The sequence below is a fragment of the Citrobacter europaeus genome (assembly GCF_037482245.1).
GTDB classification, from domain to species: Bacteria; Pseudomonadota; Gammaproteobacteria; order Enterobacterales; family Enterobacteriaceae; genus Citrobacter; species Citrobacter europaeus.
This window is the reverse complement of the sequence record NZ_CP148084.1, coordinates 1787490-1802222: the sequence shown is the minus strand read 5'-3', so window position 1 is coordinate 1802222 and position 14733 is coordinate 1787490. Positions and strand designations below refer to the sequence as shown.

The following is a 14733-nucleotide window of genomic DNA, read 5'->3' as shown; positions in this document are numbered from 1 at the left end:
GTTTTCCTCCGTTTAGTCATTGGGGTCGCGCAGTGAAAACACGTGCGGAGGCCTGGCACGCTGAATAAAAGCCATATGCGATGTTTGCCACAAATTAAAAACAGGTTGAGGTATGGGCAATGTGACCGTTGCTGGGCATAGCAGAATATTGATTGCTTTTGCGACAATGTATCTGCTGATTTCAAGGCAAGACATTGTTCGTTGATGTTCACGCCAGAGATAGTCATAGGTTTGGATAGTGAAACTATTTTGTAGTAGTAAAAAACGTAAATAGCTGAGTCGTAGCTGCATATGCTGATAATTCAAATCAGTGCACTGAGAGCAAGCCAGCTCACGGTCCCGCGTTACCAGACAGCGTTCAACAGTCTTTGGTTCCACAGATACCCCCTCATGCAGAGATGCGTTAAGATGACATGAAAAAGCCATTAACATAATGAAAAATAATAATTTTTCCCAGTTAACCATAGCAAAATCCCATGAATTTATTTACTTTACAGTAAAGTAAATAAATTGATTAAACAAGCATCAATTTTTAACGCTATTCCAGTAATGGGTCTTCTTGAAGACAACTGTTCCGGGTCACAGAGACCGGAGCAACTCCTGTATGTCGTGTAACAGCTCCACTCTGAGTTGATATGCAAAAACGTGATACTTCATCGCTAAAATGCCGCTTGAAATTGTCGCAATGCTGTACATTCATTTACACTTTTTACGAAATTACTGGTGTGATAACAAAAAAGTCCTTGTCAGATGCCCTGTAAGCCAGGAATGATACATGACTGATTTTGATGACCCGAAGAGGTAGAGAGGATGGGTATGAAGAATAAAATGTTGCTGGGTGCACTCCTGCTTGCAAGCAGTGTCGTCTGGGCCGCGCCGGCTGCAACAGCTGCGCCCACAGGTATCGATAAGTATGAGCTGAGCAGCTTTATTGCTGACTTCACCCATTTCAAACCCGGTGACAAGGTTCCACCACTGTATCTCACCGAAGAATACACCATTAAACAGTGGAATCTGCGCAACCTGCCTGCACCGACCGCAGGCACCCACTGGACCTACATGGGTGGCGCGTACGTGCTGGTCAATGATGCTGATGCTAAGATCATTAAAGCCTACGACGGCGAGATTTTTTATCACCGATAAAAAAAACGTACCTTCATCACGAAGGTACATTTTTTAGAAACATCGCACCGCACTAATTAGTCATAAGATACCGCAAATATGACTTTACTTTGAACCTCACCAGGCCGTAACGATTCTCCTGTCACACGAACATATTTCGCAGTAATAGGGAAAGTGTACTGATTGTTGATTTTATCCAGTTTAGCTATTCTGTTCATCAGAGTATCCCCCAGTTTTAGGGGAGTCGTCGCGGTGCCGTTATATATCTGGAACCCCACTCCTTTTGCGCCATTCGTTAGCGTATTTTTTAGTATTTTCCCGCTTTCATCCCAGTCACCGCGAGCCACCTTAAAATTCACGGGGTTGGTGGTAACGTTATATATACTTTCACAATTCAGTATCAGATTTGTGGAGCCTGATTTAGTATTTGTTGCTGTATTAATCTCGTTTAACGTTGTATCGGGCATTTTAATTTCGTATATTGCCTGTGAAAAACGGCAGGTTGTTGGTCTGTGCTTGACGGTAAACGTAATATTTTGTGAGTAAGATACGTTGCTGTTAAATTTCCCTCCAATCCAACAGACAATCCATGACCATAGGCTGCTATTGCAGGTATTATCAGTTAATATACTAATAGCGGGACGTCCAAGGTTTATCGTATTGCCACTGGCTATCGTCAGATCAGCAGTACCAGATCTGACATAAGAAGCCTCGATAACGAATGGTCTCGGGTTAATAACTTCTTGTGTTTTATACTCTTTGGGCGTTGAGTTATATTGACCATCATTGCCTGTTGCAACAGGGAATCCGCTTCCGGTCAGTTTTAACTTCATAAAGATAGATTTTGTCGCACCGGGTTCTTTAAGTTCAATAATATAATCTTGTAATGGCGTTGCATAATACATTTTATCAGTTGACGCATTACATGAAAATGTATCATTCAGGTTGGTATTGAACGCTACAGTAACCACAGAACCAACTGTTGCTGACGTCATATCAAGTTCTACAGTTTGCTGTGCGGTCGTATTCTTCCCTAGGGTACATTTAGCCTGCCCCCAAAAAGAGAATGCCAATAAAAGCAAAAACAAATATTTTTTCATAAACCAATCCCTTATCGGCAAGTATAAACTTTATTCTCATCAATCGCCTTATCGAAGGTAATCGTACAGAACTTCCCCTGTTGTTTATTAACTGCAACGCGTACCGAAGCGGGAATATCATTGGTACGAATAAATAACCGGCTACCCTGCCCCACCAGGCCAACATTATTACCAAGTTCATCTTCCACTTCATAACCAAACGATAACGGAGAGCCGTCCGAACGCGCGGCAATGAAATACCAGGGTTTACGCCGATCGGTTTCAAACTCCGTCATCACGACCGCGCCGCGATAAGGTACTGTGCCTTTTCGATTGCCCAGCAACGCCACATCGCTATTACTGTCGGAAAGATCCAGCATCAGCATATTTTCACGATACGGCGTCAGACTGTCGTAAACCGCGTAACCTTTGCTGTTAGTTGTTAGATAACGATGTCCCTGCACGGCCGCGCCCTGTAACCCAGGCGCTTTAACTATGGCGAATGTATCTGAAAGCCGAGGAGCTAACGCGACACCATCTGACCACACGACTAACCCACCCTGAATATTGCCGCTGGCCTGCTGATATTTATTCGATTGACTATAACTGCTGCCAAAGGTCGCCATCGGCGCGCGCCAGACCAGGTTACCACCTGCCGTTGTCTCACTCTCCTGACGTTGATGGCTCAGATTTGCCCCTAAACTAAACTGATCGCGGTTTCCGGCAACACCGCTGAGACTGGTGTTACTCGACTGAAAGCCGTCATTATCAAACGTCGTCGAGTTGGATACGAACAAATCGCGTCGCGGCGAGGAAATCCCATCCCCCCACGAGAATGGGATGGAGATATACAGGTTAAAACGTTTATCCTCGTGGTTGTCCTCATCATAGGTCTGGCTAACAGACAAGGTGTAACTGACTCGCTGCCAGGCGTTCGAGTAGCTCAGCTGATAATCTTTGCCGGTTCCACTGCGCTGCCAATAGTCGCGCCACAGGCCGCTGACGGCCAGGGATCCCCAGTTCTCGGGTAACGCTTGATTGATATTTAGCGAAAAGCTGTTCTTACGACCAAAATCGTTCTGATAGTAGTCCGCAACGTCATAAACATCATTTTCATCGCGGTCATAGTGATTTTTGTTATTCGCCCATACGTAGTCATTAAAGGTACGATAATTTCGCGAGGAGTAACGAAAAGCTGCCAGCGCAAACTGCGTGCCGGTCTGAGCGACATACTTATTCCACGCAACCTGATAACTCTGACCATCAAAAACATCACCATTGTCCTGCTCACTATGCGATCGCGTGGCGTCTACCGATACTGCGCCAATGGGTGTATTCCAACCGGTCCCGAGCACAAATGAGGTATAGTTTTGTGACAGCATAGTGCCGCCATAGACCGTAAGCAGATTGTTCAGACCATATTGATAGCTACCTTGCAGGAAATCATACTGATTGCCAGCCCCCTCTATATGACTGCGCCCAGCAGCAAAATCATATTTCGATACGCCCGACTGCAGCATATTTGGTACAGATGAATAAGGCACCAGATAACGAGATACCGAACCATCCGCTTCTTTCACGCTCACATCTAAATCCGCACCACCGCCAGCGAGCTGGAGATCATCAATAGCAAATGGGCCAGGTGGAACTTCTTTCTGGTAAATAACAAAGCCGTTTTGTTCGATGGTTACCAGCGCGTTGCTCTGGGCAAACCCGCGGACTACTGGGGTAAAATTCTGTTTTGAGTTCGGTAACATTTGCATATCGCGCCAGATACGCACACCACGAAAACGTACCGCATCAAAGATATCCGCGCCGGTATACATTTCTCCGGTACGTAGCGTGCCAAGTATTTGTGGGATACCTCGCTCCATATATAGCGTATTACTTTTCCAGTTGCCGCTGCCCTCGTTGCCTTTGGTATAGTTGGCATTTGAGTGCAACTGCCACCCTGACAGGTTCAACCCGCTATTCAGGTTCACATAGCTGCTTTTATCATCACCACCGTGTTTATAATTACTGTAATACTGGCTGGCGTAATAAGAGGTATAAAAAGCGTTAACACCGCGATCCCAGGTTTCAGGCGGCATATATCCTGGTTCATATTCCAGCACATACGCCTGCGGAACGCTTAGATTCAAAATAAATTGCCCGATGTCATAACCAACACTGCCGCCCTGAACTGCTTCACGTAGCGGCACGCACTCCTCTTTTTTATCCGTTTTAATATTCTCTGTGCGAATACCAATTTGCTGCAATTGTGCCCAGGACAGACATGTCGCGTCAGGATCAGCGTTGATATTAATTTCGTACCGGCCACGCCACTGGTTATTAAGATAAACATCCATTTCATATATGCCGGGCATTGGCTTATCACCATCAATTTGATAGCGAGAGATTTTCTCGCCGTTCAAACCGCCGATCATAAAATTTGTATCAAACGTGTCTTCTTCAGCCCATGCGGATGAAGTGGCTAACACTGACAAGATTGCCAGTGTAATGGAGTTTATCTTTGACATAATCAGTCCTTGACTATCTTTCCGTTTTTATTTTTTCACTTAAGTAGTTTCCGTGATCGTCAATAAGAGTAACCTTGTAATGATTAACGACAGCAGCGGTGACAACCTTTTTATCTGACCACGGAGCAAGCAACACTGTCTCGCTGTTTATTTTTGAATTACCCACGAGCTCAGGTATCGTTATCCAGTTGGCAGAATTGTTTTTGATATTAATGCCACCACTGACATATCTGACGCTTAAGCGAGAAAAGCTTTTTTCATCTACACCGGCAATGCCCTGCGGACGATATATAAATTTGATGCGATTCTGCATAGCAAATTTAATCATATTCTTCCCTGCTGATTCCGCAGAATTAGGAGGAATATCCAACACATTAAGAAAAAAAAGGCTTTCACGATCTTTTGGCAGCGTATTTACCAGTTGCTTGATTTTGAGTTGTTGACCAGAACCTCCGCTGACCTTAGCCACGGGAGGATTCATCACGAATGGTACCTGGATTTTTTCTGGTGGCAGGCTGGTATCTCCGTCATCTATCCAGGACTGAACCAGGGAGCTACGGCTACCTTCATTCATTAACTGTACGGTAATTTCTTTTTTCTGTGCCGGATAAATGACACGCGTGCCGTAAATGTACACGCCACCCCATGCAGGCAATACTGTGCCAGCTAATAATAATGCTATTATTTTTTTCATTATAATTATCCTTACTACGGAAATAATCGGCGACCAGAGCCGCCGATAAACAGGATAGCAATTTTAATCAGTAACAACAGTCATCGTCAGCGAAGAGGCAACGTCACCAGCGGAAACAGCGGCAGTACCTATTTTTGCGTAGCGTGCGCTAAAGTTCAGCGTATATTTATTGTCTGCGGTTTTAGTTAATTCAATACCTGTATCGGGGTTAACCTGTTTAGTAAAGTCATCACCATAGTAAACGGAGAATCCAGCACCATTATTTGCGGCAGTATTTCGTGTAATATATTTATTAGTGCTATCAAATTGAGAACTGGAGAAAGTAATTTTCGGTGCTTTATCCCCCGTACATTCAACAGTCAATGGCACGGTGGTCTTATTTGAGTATCCGTCATAAACACCACCCGCACTTAAGTTATTTAATCTGTCAGCACCAATTTGGTTCATACCAATGGTCGCCGTGGTGTCACCCGTAAATTTACAGGTTGTTCCAACCACCTTACCAGTAATAATCAGTTCACCCTGATCGGTATCAGCAGCAAAAGCCCCAGCGCTCATAAATACAGCAGTAAGTACAACAGCAGAAATAACTGAACGTTTCATAATATCTTCCTTAATGAATTGAATTCTATTTGTTAAGAGGGTTTAACTCTTGAAATTAAATTCGCACACCAGAAACGTTACCGCAATGTAAACACGTTGTTTTATTGATTTAAAACAAGTTGCAAAGCGCAATATAATTGCAACAAATAAATTGAGTTCTTTATTGTTTATAAATCAATAAATTTAGGAGATTAACTGTTGGAGTGAAATTCTTTGGGGAAATAATTAGCCATGTATTATTCACCACAAAAACACATGGCTAATAAAAGACTTTTTAATCATAACGAGTCAGCACAATCTGCCGTGTAGCGTCGCCGGGAACAGTAACAATTTCCGTTACCGCACCTTTTGTTGGTTTGGAGACACCCTCTCTGACGTTTGAAAAGGAAACGGCATTGCCACAGCGTTGCTGCACTTCGTTATTGACAACATCAGTGCTGCAGGTAGGCTCGGTTACTCGACCACTTATATTCACGGTGGCAGTCTCTGCGGCAAAAACAGAAGCGCTCATTCCATACATCAGAGTAATAACTCCCAAGAATAAACTAATTTTCATAGCATTCATTATTCCTGTATTGGGCGGAAACAGCGTGCAAGCCGTCTGGCTGTGAGTAATGGTTAACTCTCTCACCAGAACTAATTGAGATTGTAGATTAATAGGATGAATTTGATCAATTCAAATGATGCATTGAAGCGATTTATTCAGAAAAAGACATGGATTATACAGGCAGGATAAACAATATAACGAAGTTTATTCACCCCATACATTCACCGCATCAATTTATTATGATGCGGTGAATATCTGTCACGCGGTTAATTACACGGCGCGAAAGGCAATCTCGCCCGGAATAACTTCACCCTGCCAGTAAAGCTGGGCAGCTACACGCCCAGCCAGGTCACGGTAAATGGCGGTAAATTCACTGTCAGGACGACTGATAACCGTCGGGGTACCACGATCGAGGTCTTCACGCAGAGAGATATGCAGCGGCATCTGTCCCAGCAGTTGGGTGTGATACTGCTCAGCCAGCTTCTGCGCGCCTCCGGTGCCAAAGATTGGCTCATGATGACCGCAGTTGCTGCAAATATGCATGCTCATATTCTCAACAATACCCAGCACCGGCACTTCGACTTTTTCGAACATCACGATGCCTTTTTTCGCATCGATAAGCGCAATGTCCTGCGGAGTGGTCACCACAACAGCCCCCGTGACCGGAATGTTCTGCGCCAGCGTCAACTGGATGTCACCGGTGCCCGGTGGCATATCCAGTACCAGGTAATCAAGATCCGGCCATAGGGTTTCCTGCAGCATCTGCAGCAGCGCTTTGCTGGCCATCGGACCACGCCACACCATTGCGTTATCGTCAGTGACCAGATAACCAATAGAGTTCGTCGCCAGACCGTGAGACATGATAGGCGCCATGTGGGTACCGTCTGGCGAGGTTGGCCGCTGGTTTTCCGCGCCGAGCATCGTTGGGATAGACGGCCCATAAATATCGGCGTCCAGAATCCCTACCTTCGCGCCTTCCGCAGCCAGCGCCAAAGCCAGGTTCACGGCGGTAGAAGATTTGCCCACGCCGCCTTTACCCGAACTGACGGCGATAATGTTTTTTACACCATTAATGCCTGGCTGGTTTTTCACGCGTTTCAGCGTCGCAATGTTATGCGACAGCTTCCAGTCGATCGCTTTCGCACCGGTAATACGCAACAGATCGGCGCTACATTGCTCTTTTAATTCCTCAAACGCGGTATGCCAGACAAACGGCATGACCAGCTCAACGTGCAACGTGTCATCCATCCAGGCGACGTGGTGCAACGCTTTAAGCGTCGTCAGATTATGCTTCAGGGTTGAATGCTGAAAATTCGCCAGCGTCCCGGCGACCATGGCGCGCAGGGTCTCTGGTGATTTGGCCTGGGATTGTGCGTTCATCCCGACTCCTTTTTGTTGTTCTGAATATACAATAGTCACCAGGTAGTTTACTCCAACCGCAACAATTATTCATTTACGGATAAATGCCCTTATCGCTTGGCGCAGTAATTACCATTTTGGTACTATCAAAGCCCTTTTCACTACAAAAGAAGTAATTGCCCACTATGACTCAAGTCGCGAAGAAAATTCTGGTAACGTGCGCACTGCCGTACGCCAACGGCTCAATCCACCTCGGCCATATGCTGGAGCACATCCAGGCTGATGTCTGGGTCCGTTACCAGCGAATGCGCGGCCACCAGGTTAACTTCATCTGCGCGGACGACGCACACGGCACGCCAATCATGCTGAAAGCGCAGCAGCTTGGGATCACGCCAGAGCAGATGATCGGTGAAATGAGTCAGGAGCATCAGACTGATTTTGCAGGTTTTGACATCAGCTATGACAACTACCACTCTACGCACAGCGAAGAAAACCGTGAGCTGTCTGAGCTGATTTACACGCGCCTGAAGGAGAACGGTTTTATTAAGAACCGTACAATCTCCCAGCTTTACGATCCGGAAAAAGGCATGTTCCTGCCGGACCGTTTTGTTAAAGGCACCTGCCCGAAATGTAAATCACCGGATCAATACGGCGATAACTGTGAAGTCTGTGGCGCAACCTACAGCCCGACCGAACTTATCGAGCCGAAATCCGTCGTTTCTGGCGCGACGCCGGTAATGCGCGACTCCGAACACTTCTTCTTTGACCTGCCGTCCTTCAGCGAGATGCTGCAGGCCTGGACGCGCAGCGGCGCGTTACAGGAGCAGGTTGCCAACAAAATGCAGGAATGGTTCGAGTCCGGCCTGCAGCAGTGGGATATTTCCCGCGATGCCCCGTACTTCGGTTTTGAAATCCCGGATGCGCCAGGCAAGTACTTCTACGTCTGGCTGGATGCGCCTATTGGCTACATGGGTTCATTCAAAAACCTGTGCGATAAGCGTGGTGACACCACCAGTTTTGAAGAGTATTGGAAGAAAGATTCCGACGCCGAACTTTATCACTTCATTGGCAAAGACATCGTCTATTTCCACAGTCTGTTCTGGCCTGCCATGCTGGAAGGCAGCAATTTCCGTAAGCCGACCAATCTGTTCGTACACGGTTATGTGACGGTGAACGGCGCGAAGATGTCCAAATCTCGCGGCACCTTTATTAAGGCCAGCACTTGGCTGAAGCACTTTGATGCCGACAGCCTGCGCTACTACTACACCGCGAAGCTTTCTTCACGCATTGATGACATCGACCTGAACCTGGAAGACTTTGTCCAGCGCGTAAACGCCGATATCGTTAACAAAGTGGTCAACCTGGCTTCACGTAACGCGGGCTTTATCGCTAAGCGTTTTGACGGCGTTCTGGCGGCTGAGCTGGCCGATCCGGCGTTGTATAAAACCTTCACCGACGCCGCAACGGTGATTGGCGAAGCGTGGGAAAGTCGTGAATTCGGCAAAGCTATCCGTGAAATCATGGCGCTGGCCGACGTGGCAAACCGCTACGTTGACGAACAGGCTCCGTGGGTCGTGGCTAAACAGGAAGGCCGCGATGCCGACCTGCAGGCGATCTGTTCCATGGGTATCAACCTGTTCCGTGTGCTGATGACTTACCTGAAGCCGGTTCTGCCAACGCTTGCTGAACGTGTGGAAGCGTTCCTGAACTGCGAACTGAGCTGGGATGCCATTGAGCAGCCGCTGCTCGGTCACAAGGTCAACACCTTTAAGGCGCTCTACAATCGCATTGACATGAAACAAGTTGAAGCGCTGGTGGAAGCATCGAAAGAAGAAGTGAAAGCCGCTGCCGCACCGGTAATCGGCCCGCTGGCGGATGATCCAATTCAGGAAACCATCACCTTTGACGATTTCGCCAAAGTTGACCTGCGCGTGGCGCTAATTGAAAACGCTGAATTCGTGGAAGGTTCCGACAAACTGCTGCGTCTGACGCTGGATCTCGGCGGCGAGAAGCGTAACGTCTTCTCCGGCATTCGTTCTGCTTATCCGGATCCAAAAACCCTGATTGGACGCCAGACCATTATGGTTGCTAACCTGGCTCCTCGTAAGATGCGCTTCGGCATTTCTGAAGGGATGGTAATGGCGGCAGGTCCTGGCGGGAAAGATATCTTCCTGTTAAGCCCGGACGAAGGCGCAAAACCTGGCCAACAGGTGAAGTAAATCAGACATCTCAAGCGCTGCAACTGCAGCGCTTTTTTTGCTGAATGATTTTATCCCTAATCTTAAACACACTGCCTCACTCCATTTTCGGACTGCTCAGCCAACGCGATTAGATTTATTCTATACTGCTCTGCTATTAAGGCCGTTCGGTCCCATCAAATTCATTGGCGCTATTATTTAGCATCCAACATTCATGAAATGGAGTTTTACATGAAAGCGTTTCAAAAATTAGTTTCACTTGTCGCTGCGTCGGTTGTCGTTTTTTCTCTGACGGGATGTGGTGATAAAGAAGAGACAAAAACATTCAATGCCAACCTTAACGGTTCGGATATTACCGTCTCTTACACCTATAAAGGCGATAAGGTTCTGAAACAGATCTCCGAAAGTAAAATCAGCTATGCATCGATCGGCGCCAGCAATAAAGAAGAAGCCGCGAAAGTATTCGACGCGTTAAGCGCTAAATATCAAAATATCGCGGGTATAGAAGAAAAGCTCAGCTATACAGATACCTACGCGCAGGAAAATGTCACTATCGATATGGAAAAAGTTGATATAAAAGCATTGCAGGCAATTTCCGGGATGAAGCTTTCTGAGAGTGCCGATAAAAACATCAGCATGAAGCAAATGCAAACGGTAATGGAATCGGCGGGTTTTAAAGAAGTGAAGTAAACCACCGGCGACCCGATATTCATCGTGGTCGCCCGCTTTACGCTTTAAGACTTCGCGTTATGCACGTGGAAGGTCAAACCTCGCAGGAAATAACGTAGAAACTGATCGCCGCATTCGCGATAGTTCTTATGGTCCGGCGCGCGCATCATGGCGGTGATTTCCGGCATCGACACACGAAACTTCTGCCCGGTCATAATGGCCAGAATATCATCGGTTTTCAGCGAAAAAGCGATACGCAGCTTTTTCAGTACCGTATTGTTGTTAACACGACGCTCAAGCGCCAGTTCCGGCGCAGAATCATCTTTACCACGCAGATGATAAATCAGTCCGTTTAAAAAACCGGAGAGAATGATATCCGGGCAGCGCACAAACCCGTCTTCATCTTCTTTTGTCATCCAGGTATCGAAACCTGCGGAGGTGGATTCCATGTCAGCAAGCGCAAGAATACGCACCATGTCGTTATTGTTCGCTTTCAGGGTGTAGCGCAGGCTACGAAGAATATCGTTACTTAGCATAGAGCCTTCAACTGTCGGTGATGCAATGGCGCGCAGTGTATCAGTTTTACAGTCCAATCGCCTCTTTTAGACTTTTAAGATAACGGCGGCTTACCGGAACGGTCAGGCCGTTACGCAAAATCAGCTCCGCCTGACCGTTATCTTCCAGACGGATCTCCTGCAATTGCGCCATATTCACCAGATATTGCCGGTGACAGCGCAGCAGAGGAGTACGACTTTCCAGCGTTCTGAGCGTCAGTTCGGTGAACCCCTCTTTACCATCACTACTGGTCACATACACGCCGCTCATACGGCTGCTGATAAACGCCACATCATCCATTTGCAGCAGATAAATTCGGCTATGACCGCTGCACGGAATAAACTTCAGCGCCTGCTGATTCTCGGGCAGTAGTGATACATCCTGCTTGGTGCGCTCCTGGCGTAAACGGATCAGCGTTTTTTCCAGCCGCGCTTCTTCAATCGGTTTGAGCAGATAATCAAACGCGTGTTCTTCAAAGGCCTTCACCGCATACTCATCAAAGGCCGTAAGGAAAACAATGTACGGGCGATGCTCGGGATCAAGCATGCCGACCATTTCCAGGCCGCTGATACGCGGCATCTGAATATCAAGAAACAGGACATCCGGACGCAGCTTATGTACCGCGCCGATGGCTTCCACCGCATTCGAGCATTCCCCGACAATCTCGATGTCGCTTTGCTCCTGCAACAGGATCCGCAGATTCTCCCGCGCTAACGGTTCGTCATCGACAATCAGCACTTTGATCATGCCAGTTCCTCCAGAGGAAGTCGTAAAGTGATTCGGGTAAAACGGTCAGGTTCACACGCAACGCTGATGCCAAAATCGTCGCCAAACCGCTCGCGCAGTCGTTTATCGACCAGATTCATACCCAATCCGCTGGCCTCAGACGTTGGCTGATACAACCCGGCGTTGTCTTCAATATCCAGCATCAGATACAGCCCTTCGCGGCGGGCGGTAATCGACACTTCCCCGGTATCCAGTAGCTGAGAGGTACCATGCTTGATGGCATTCTCCACGATCGGTTGTAAGGTGAAAGCGGGTAATTGCTGATGAGCAAGCGCATCTGGCACCGTTAAGGTCACCTGCAGGCGCGACTGAAAGCGCGCCTTTTCAATTTGCAGATAGGCGTTAACATGCTCAATTTCATCGGCCAGCGTCACAATCTCCGACGGGCGCTTTAAGTTTTTGCGAAAGAACGTCGACAAATACTGCACCAATTGACTGGCCTGCTCGCTATCGCGTCGGATTACGGCTTTAATGGTGTTGAGCGCATTAAACAGAAAATGGGGATTCACCTGTGCATGCAGGAGTTTGATTTCCGACTGCGTCAGCATCGCTTTTTGCCGCTCATACTGCCCGGCCAGAATCTGCGCCGAAAGCAGTTGGGCGATCCCTTCCCCCAGCGTGCGGTTGATCGAGCTAAAGAGACGGTTTTTGGCTTCATACAGCTTGATAGTCCCCATCACCCGCTGGTTTTCGCCCCGCAAAGGGATGACCAACGTTGAGCCTAATTTACATTGCGGATGCAAAGAGCAGCGGTAAGGGACTTCATTCCCATCGGCATACACCACCTCGCCGGTTTCTATCGCTCGTTGGGTGTACGAGGAGGAAATCGGTTTACCGGGCAGATGATGGTCGTCGCCAATACCGGTAAATGCCAGCAGCTTCTCGCGATCGGTAATCGCCACGGCGCCGATATCCAGCTCCTCATACAGCACCTGGGCAACCTTCATGCTGTTAACCTCGTTGAATCCCTGCCGCAATATACCTTCCGTGGAAGCAGCAACTTTGAGCGCTGTGGCGGAAAAAGCGGAGGTATATTTTTCAAACATCGCCCGTTTATCGAGCAAAATACGCATAAACAGGGCCGCGCCCACGGTATTAGTCACCATCATCGGCGCGGCGATATTGCTGACCAGTCGAAACGCGTCATCGAACGGACGAGCAATTAACAAGATGATCAGCATCTGCACCAGTTCGGCAACAAAGGTAATAGCCCCCGCGGTCAGTGGGCTAAAGACTTTATCGGTGCGACCGCGACGGGTGAGTACGCTGTGCACCAGCCCGCCGAGTAAACCTTCCACAATGGTTGAAATCATGCAACTGAGCGCCGTCATTCCGCCCATGGAATAACGATGTAAGCCGCCGGTCAGGCCGACTAAACCGCCAACCACCGGGCCGCCAAGCAGCCCGCCCATCACCGCGCCGATAGCACGGGTGTTGGCAATAGAATCATCAATGTGCAGCCCGAAATAGGTGCCCAAAATGCAGAAAATGGAAAAGGTGACGTAGCAAAGCAGCTTATGCGGGAGCCGGATCGTGACCTGCATCAGCGGGATAAACAAACGCGTTTTGCTCATGAGCCACGCGATAACGAGAAACACACACATCTGCTGAAGCAGCAGCAACACCAGATTAAACTCGTACATACCCGCCAACCACACATCACTTAAAAGCGCGTAACATACATGGGCTGCGCGTAACTTTCTTTGAAGTGTTGCAAAAAAAAAGGAATTTGTGAGAACGATCACTCGAAAGCGCGAGCATGACTACAAATTCACCCATTCGTTGAACAAAAAACAGACAAAACTACCTGGTTCGCAAAAGAGCGTCTAAAGTAAAACTGGGACCTCGCGAGCATAAGTGAGACGACGATGGCGCTTTACACAATAGGTGAAGTGGCTTTGCTTTGTGATATCAACCCTGTCACTTTACGCGCGTGGCAGAGGCGTTACGGATTACTCAAACCGCAGCGGACAGACGGCGGGCATCGCCTGTTTAACGACGCGGATATCGACAGGATCCGTGAGATAAAACGCTGGATAAACAACGGCGTTCAGGTCAGTAAGGTAAAAATGCTGCTCAGCAATGAGAACATTGATGTCCATAACGGCTGGCGCGAACAACAAGAGACGCTGTTGAGCTATTTGCAAAGTAATAATTTGCATAGCCTCAGACTGTGGATCAAGGAGCGCGGTCAGGATTATCCCGCACAAACGCTCAACACCCATTTGTTCATTCCGTTACGCCGACGCCTGCAATGCCAACAGCCGATCCTGCAGGCGTTACTGGGGATCCTCGACGGCGTCCTCATCAACTACATCGCAATTTGTCTGGCTTCGGCGCGCAAGAAACAGGGTAAAGACGCCCTGGTTGTCGGCTGGAACATTCACGATACCACCCGTTTATGGCTGGAGGGTTGGGTTGCCAGCCAGCAGGGATGGCGCGTTGACGTCCTCGCCCACTCGCTGAACCAATTGCGACCGGAGTTGTTTGAAGGTCGAACCTTACTCGTCTGGTGCGGCGAGAGCCAAACGCCCGCACAGCAGCAACAGTTGAACGAATGGCGCGCGTTAGGTCACGATATTTATCCACTCGGTATTTAATA

At 48.0% G+C, this 14733-nt stretch carries 14 protein-coding genes; 4 read left to right on the top strand and 10 right to left on the bottom strand.

Features of this window, described 5'->3' with window-relative positions:
- Positions 1 to 12 precede the first annotated feature (12 nt).
- Entirely contained in the window at positions 13 to 465 is a 453-nt protein-coding gene (locus tag WHR59_RS08225; RefSeq protein ID WP_123915541.1) for a hypothetical protein, read from the bottom strand.
- Between the two features lie 345 nt (positions 466 to 810).
- Between WHR59_RS08225 and WHR59_RS08220 the strand changes: the two genes are divergently transcribed.
- Positions 811 to 1143: an RcnB family protein gene (locus tag WHR59_RS08220; protein ID WP_003834436.1), complete on the top strand. Its 333-nt coding sequence runs from the start codon at positions 811 to 813 to the stop codon at positions 1141 to 1143.
- 56 nt (positions 1144 to 1199) lie between these two features.
- Here the strand turns inward: WHR59_RS08220 and WHR59_RS08215 are convergent, their stop codons facing one another.
- The 6 genes from WHR59_RS08215 to apbC all read right to left on the bottom strand — a co-directional run bounded on the left by WHR59_RS08215 (position 1200) and on the right by apbC (position 7944).
- Positions 1200 to 2222: a fimbrial protein gene (locus WHR59_RS08215; RefSeq protein ID WP_100194584.1), complete on the bottom strand. Its 1023-nt coding sequence runs from the start codon at positions 2220 to 2222 to the stop codon at positions 1200 to 1202.
- A gap of 11 nt (positions 2223 to 2233) precedes the next feature.
- Positions 2234 to 4720, bottom strand: a complete 2487-nt coding sequence (locus WHR59_RS08210; RefSeq protein ID WP_338843801.1) for a fimbrial biogenesis outer membrane usher protein — start codon at positions 4718 to 4720, stop codon at positions 2234 to 2236.
- Positions 4721 to 4733: 13 nt separating this feature from the next.
- Positions 4734 to 5414: a fimbrial assembly chaperone gene (locus WHR59_RS08205; protein ID WP_200000902.1), complete on the bottom strand. Its 681-nt coding sequence runs from the start codon at positions 5412 to 5414 to the stop codon at positions 4734 to 4736.
- Positions 5415 to 5477: 63 nt separating this feature from the next.
- Positions 5478 to 6017 (bottom strand): fimbrial protein YehD, encoded by a 540-nt coding sequence (gene yehD, locus WHR59_RS08200; protein ID WP_338843799.1) that lies wholly within the window; start codon positions 6015 to 6017, stop codon positions 5478 to 5480.
- A 274-nt stretch (positions 6018 to 6291) separates the two neighbouring features.
- A complete protein-coding gene (locus WHR59_RS08195) occupies positions 6292 to 6573 on the bottom strand; it encodes a DUF2574 family protein (protein ID WP_075146373.1) in 282 nt (93 codons plus the stop codon).
- A gap of 261 nt (positions 6574 to 6834) precedes the next feature.
- A complete protein-coding gene (gene apbC, locus WHR59_RS08190; protein ID WP_075145925.1) occupies positions 6835 to 7944 on the bottom strand; it encodes an iron-sulfur cluster carrier protein ApbC in 1110 nt (369 codons plus the stop codon).
- A gap of 164 nt (positions 7945 to 8108) precedes the next feature.
- On the opposite strand from apbC, the gene metG reads away from it, so the two are divergent.
- The gene (metG, locus tag WHR59_RS08185; RefSeq protein ID WP_338843798.1) at positions 8109 to 10142 is read left to right on the top strand and encodes a methionine--tRNA ligase; all 2034 of its coding nucleotides are present in this window, start codon (positions 8109 to 8111) and stop codon (positions 10140 to 10142) included.
- Positions 10143 to 10352: 210 nt separating this feature from the next.
- On the top strand, positions 10353 to 10811 hold the full coding sequence (locus WHR59_RS08180; RefSeq protein ID WP_080624929.1) for a YehR family lipoprotein: 459 nt from the start codon (positions 10353 to 10355) through the stop codon (positions 10809 to 10811).
- 44 nt (positions 10812 to 10855) lie between these two features.
- Here WHR59_RS08180 and WHR59_RS08175 read toward each other — a convergent pair whose 3' ends face one another.
- The 3 genes from WHR59_RS08175 to WHR59_RS08165 are packed head-to-tail and all read right to left on the bottom strand — an operon-like array spanning position 10856 to position 13774.
- Positions 10856 to 11326 carry a DUF1456 family protein gene (locus WHR59_RS08175; RefSeq protein WP_043017948.1) on the bottom strand — a complete coding sequence of 157 codons (471 nt, stop codon included), beginning with the start codon at positions 11324 to 11326 and terminating at the stop codon, positions 10856 to 10858.
- A 46-nt stretch (positions 11327 to 11372) separates the two neighbouring features.
- Positions 11373 to 12092: a two-component system response regulator BtsR gene (gene btsR / locus WHR59_RS08170; protein WP_003840155.1), complete on the bottom strand. Its 720-nt coding sequence runs from the start codon at positions 12090 to 12092 to the stop codon at positions 11373 to 11375.
- Positions 12089 to 13774, bottom strand: coding sequence for a sensor histidine kinase (locus tag WHR59_RS08165; RefSeq protein WP_043016932.1), 1686 nt, complete (start codon positions 13772 to 13774; stop codon positions 12089 to 12091). The genes btsR and WHR59_RS08165 overlap by 4 nt, the downstream gene beginning before the upstream one ends.
- Before the next feature lie 225 nt (positions 13775 to 13999).
- Here WHR59_RS08165 and mlrA point away from each other — a divergent pair, with 225 nt between their 5' ends.
- A complete protein-coding gene (gene mlrA / locus WHR59_RS08160) occupies positions 14000 to 14731 on the top strand; it encodes an HTH-type transcriptional regulator MlrA (protein ID WP_043016933.1) in 732 nt (243 codons plus the stop codon).
- The last annotated feature ends 2 nt before the right edge of the window (positions 14732 to 14733 follow it).

Bases quoted from the DNA above. Each gene is read 5' to 3' on its own strand.
- WHR59_RS08225 (WP_123915541.1), bottom strand. From the start codon at position 465: ATGGTTAACTGGGAAAAATTATTATTTTTCATTATGTTAATGGCTTTT.
- WHR59_RS08220 (WP_003834436.1), top strand. From the start codon at position 811: ATGGGTATGAAGAATAAAATGTTGCTGGGTGCACTCCTGCTTGCAAGC.
- WHR59_RS08215 (WP_100194584.1), bottom strand. From the start codon at position 2,222: ATGAAAAAATATTTGTTTTTGCTTTTATTGGCATTCTCTTTTTGGGGG.
- WHR59_RS08210 (WP_338843801.1), bottom strand. From the start codon at position 4,720: ATGTCAAAGATAAACTCCATTACACTGGCAATCTTGTCAGTGTTAGCC.
- WHR59_RS08205 (WP_200000902.1), bottom strand. From the start codon at position 5,414: ATGAAAAAAATAATAGCATTATTATTAGCTGGCACAGTATTGCCTGCA.
- yehD (WP_338843799.1), bottom strand. From the start codon at position 6,017: ATGAAACGTTCAGTTATTTCTGCTGTTGTACTTACTGCTGTATTTATG.
- WHR59_RS08195 (WP_075146373.1), bottom strand. From the start codon at position 6,573: ATGAAAATTAGTTTATTCTTGGGAGTTATTACTCTGATGTATGGAATG.
- apbC (WP_075145925.1), bottom strand. From the start codon at position 7,944: ATGAACGCACAATCCCAGGCCAAATCACCAGAGACCCTGCGCGCCATG.
- metG (WP_338843798.1), top strand. From the start codon at position 8,109: ATGACTCAAGTCGCGAAGAAAATTCTGGTAACGTGCGCACTGCCGTAC.
- WHR59_RS08180 (WP_080624929.1), top strand. From the start codon at position 10,353: ATGAAAGCGTTTCAAAAATTAGTTTCACTTGTCGCTGCGTCGGTTGTC.
- WHR59_RS08175 (WP_043017948.1), bottom strand. From the start codon at position 11,326: ATGCTAAGTAACGATATTCTTCGTAGCCTGCGCTACACCCTGAAAGCG.
- btsR (WP_003840155.1), bottom strand. From the start codon at position 12,092: ATGATCAAAGTGCTGATTGTCGATGACGAACCGTTAGCGCGGGAGAAT.
- WHR59_RS08165 (WP_043016932.1), bottom strand. From the start codon at position 13,774: ATGTACGAGTTTAATCTGGTGTTGCTGCTGCTTCAGCAGATGTGTGTG.
- mlrA (WP_043016933.1), top strand. From the start codon at position 14,000: ATGGCGCTTTACACAATAGGTGAAGTGGCTTTGCTTTGTGATATCAAC.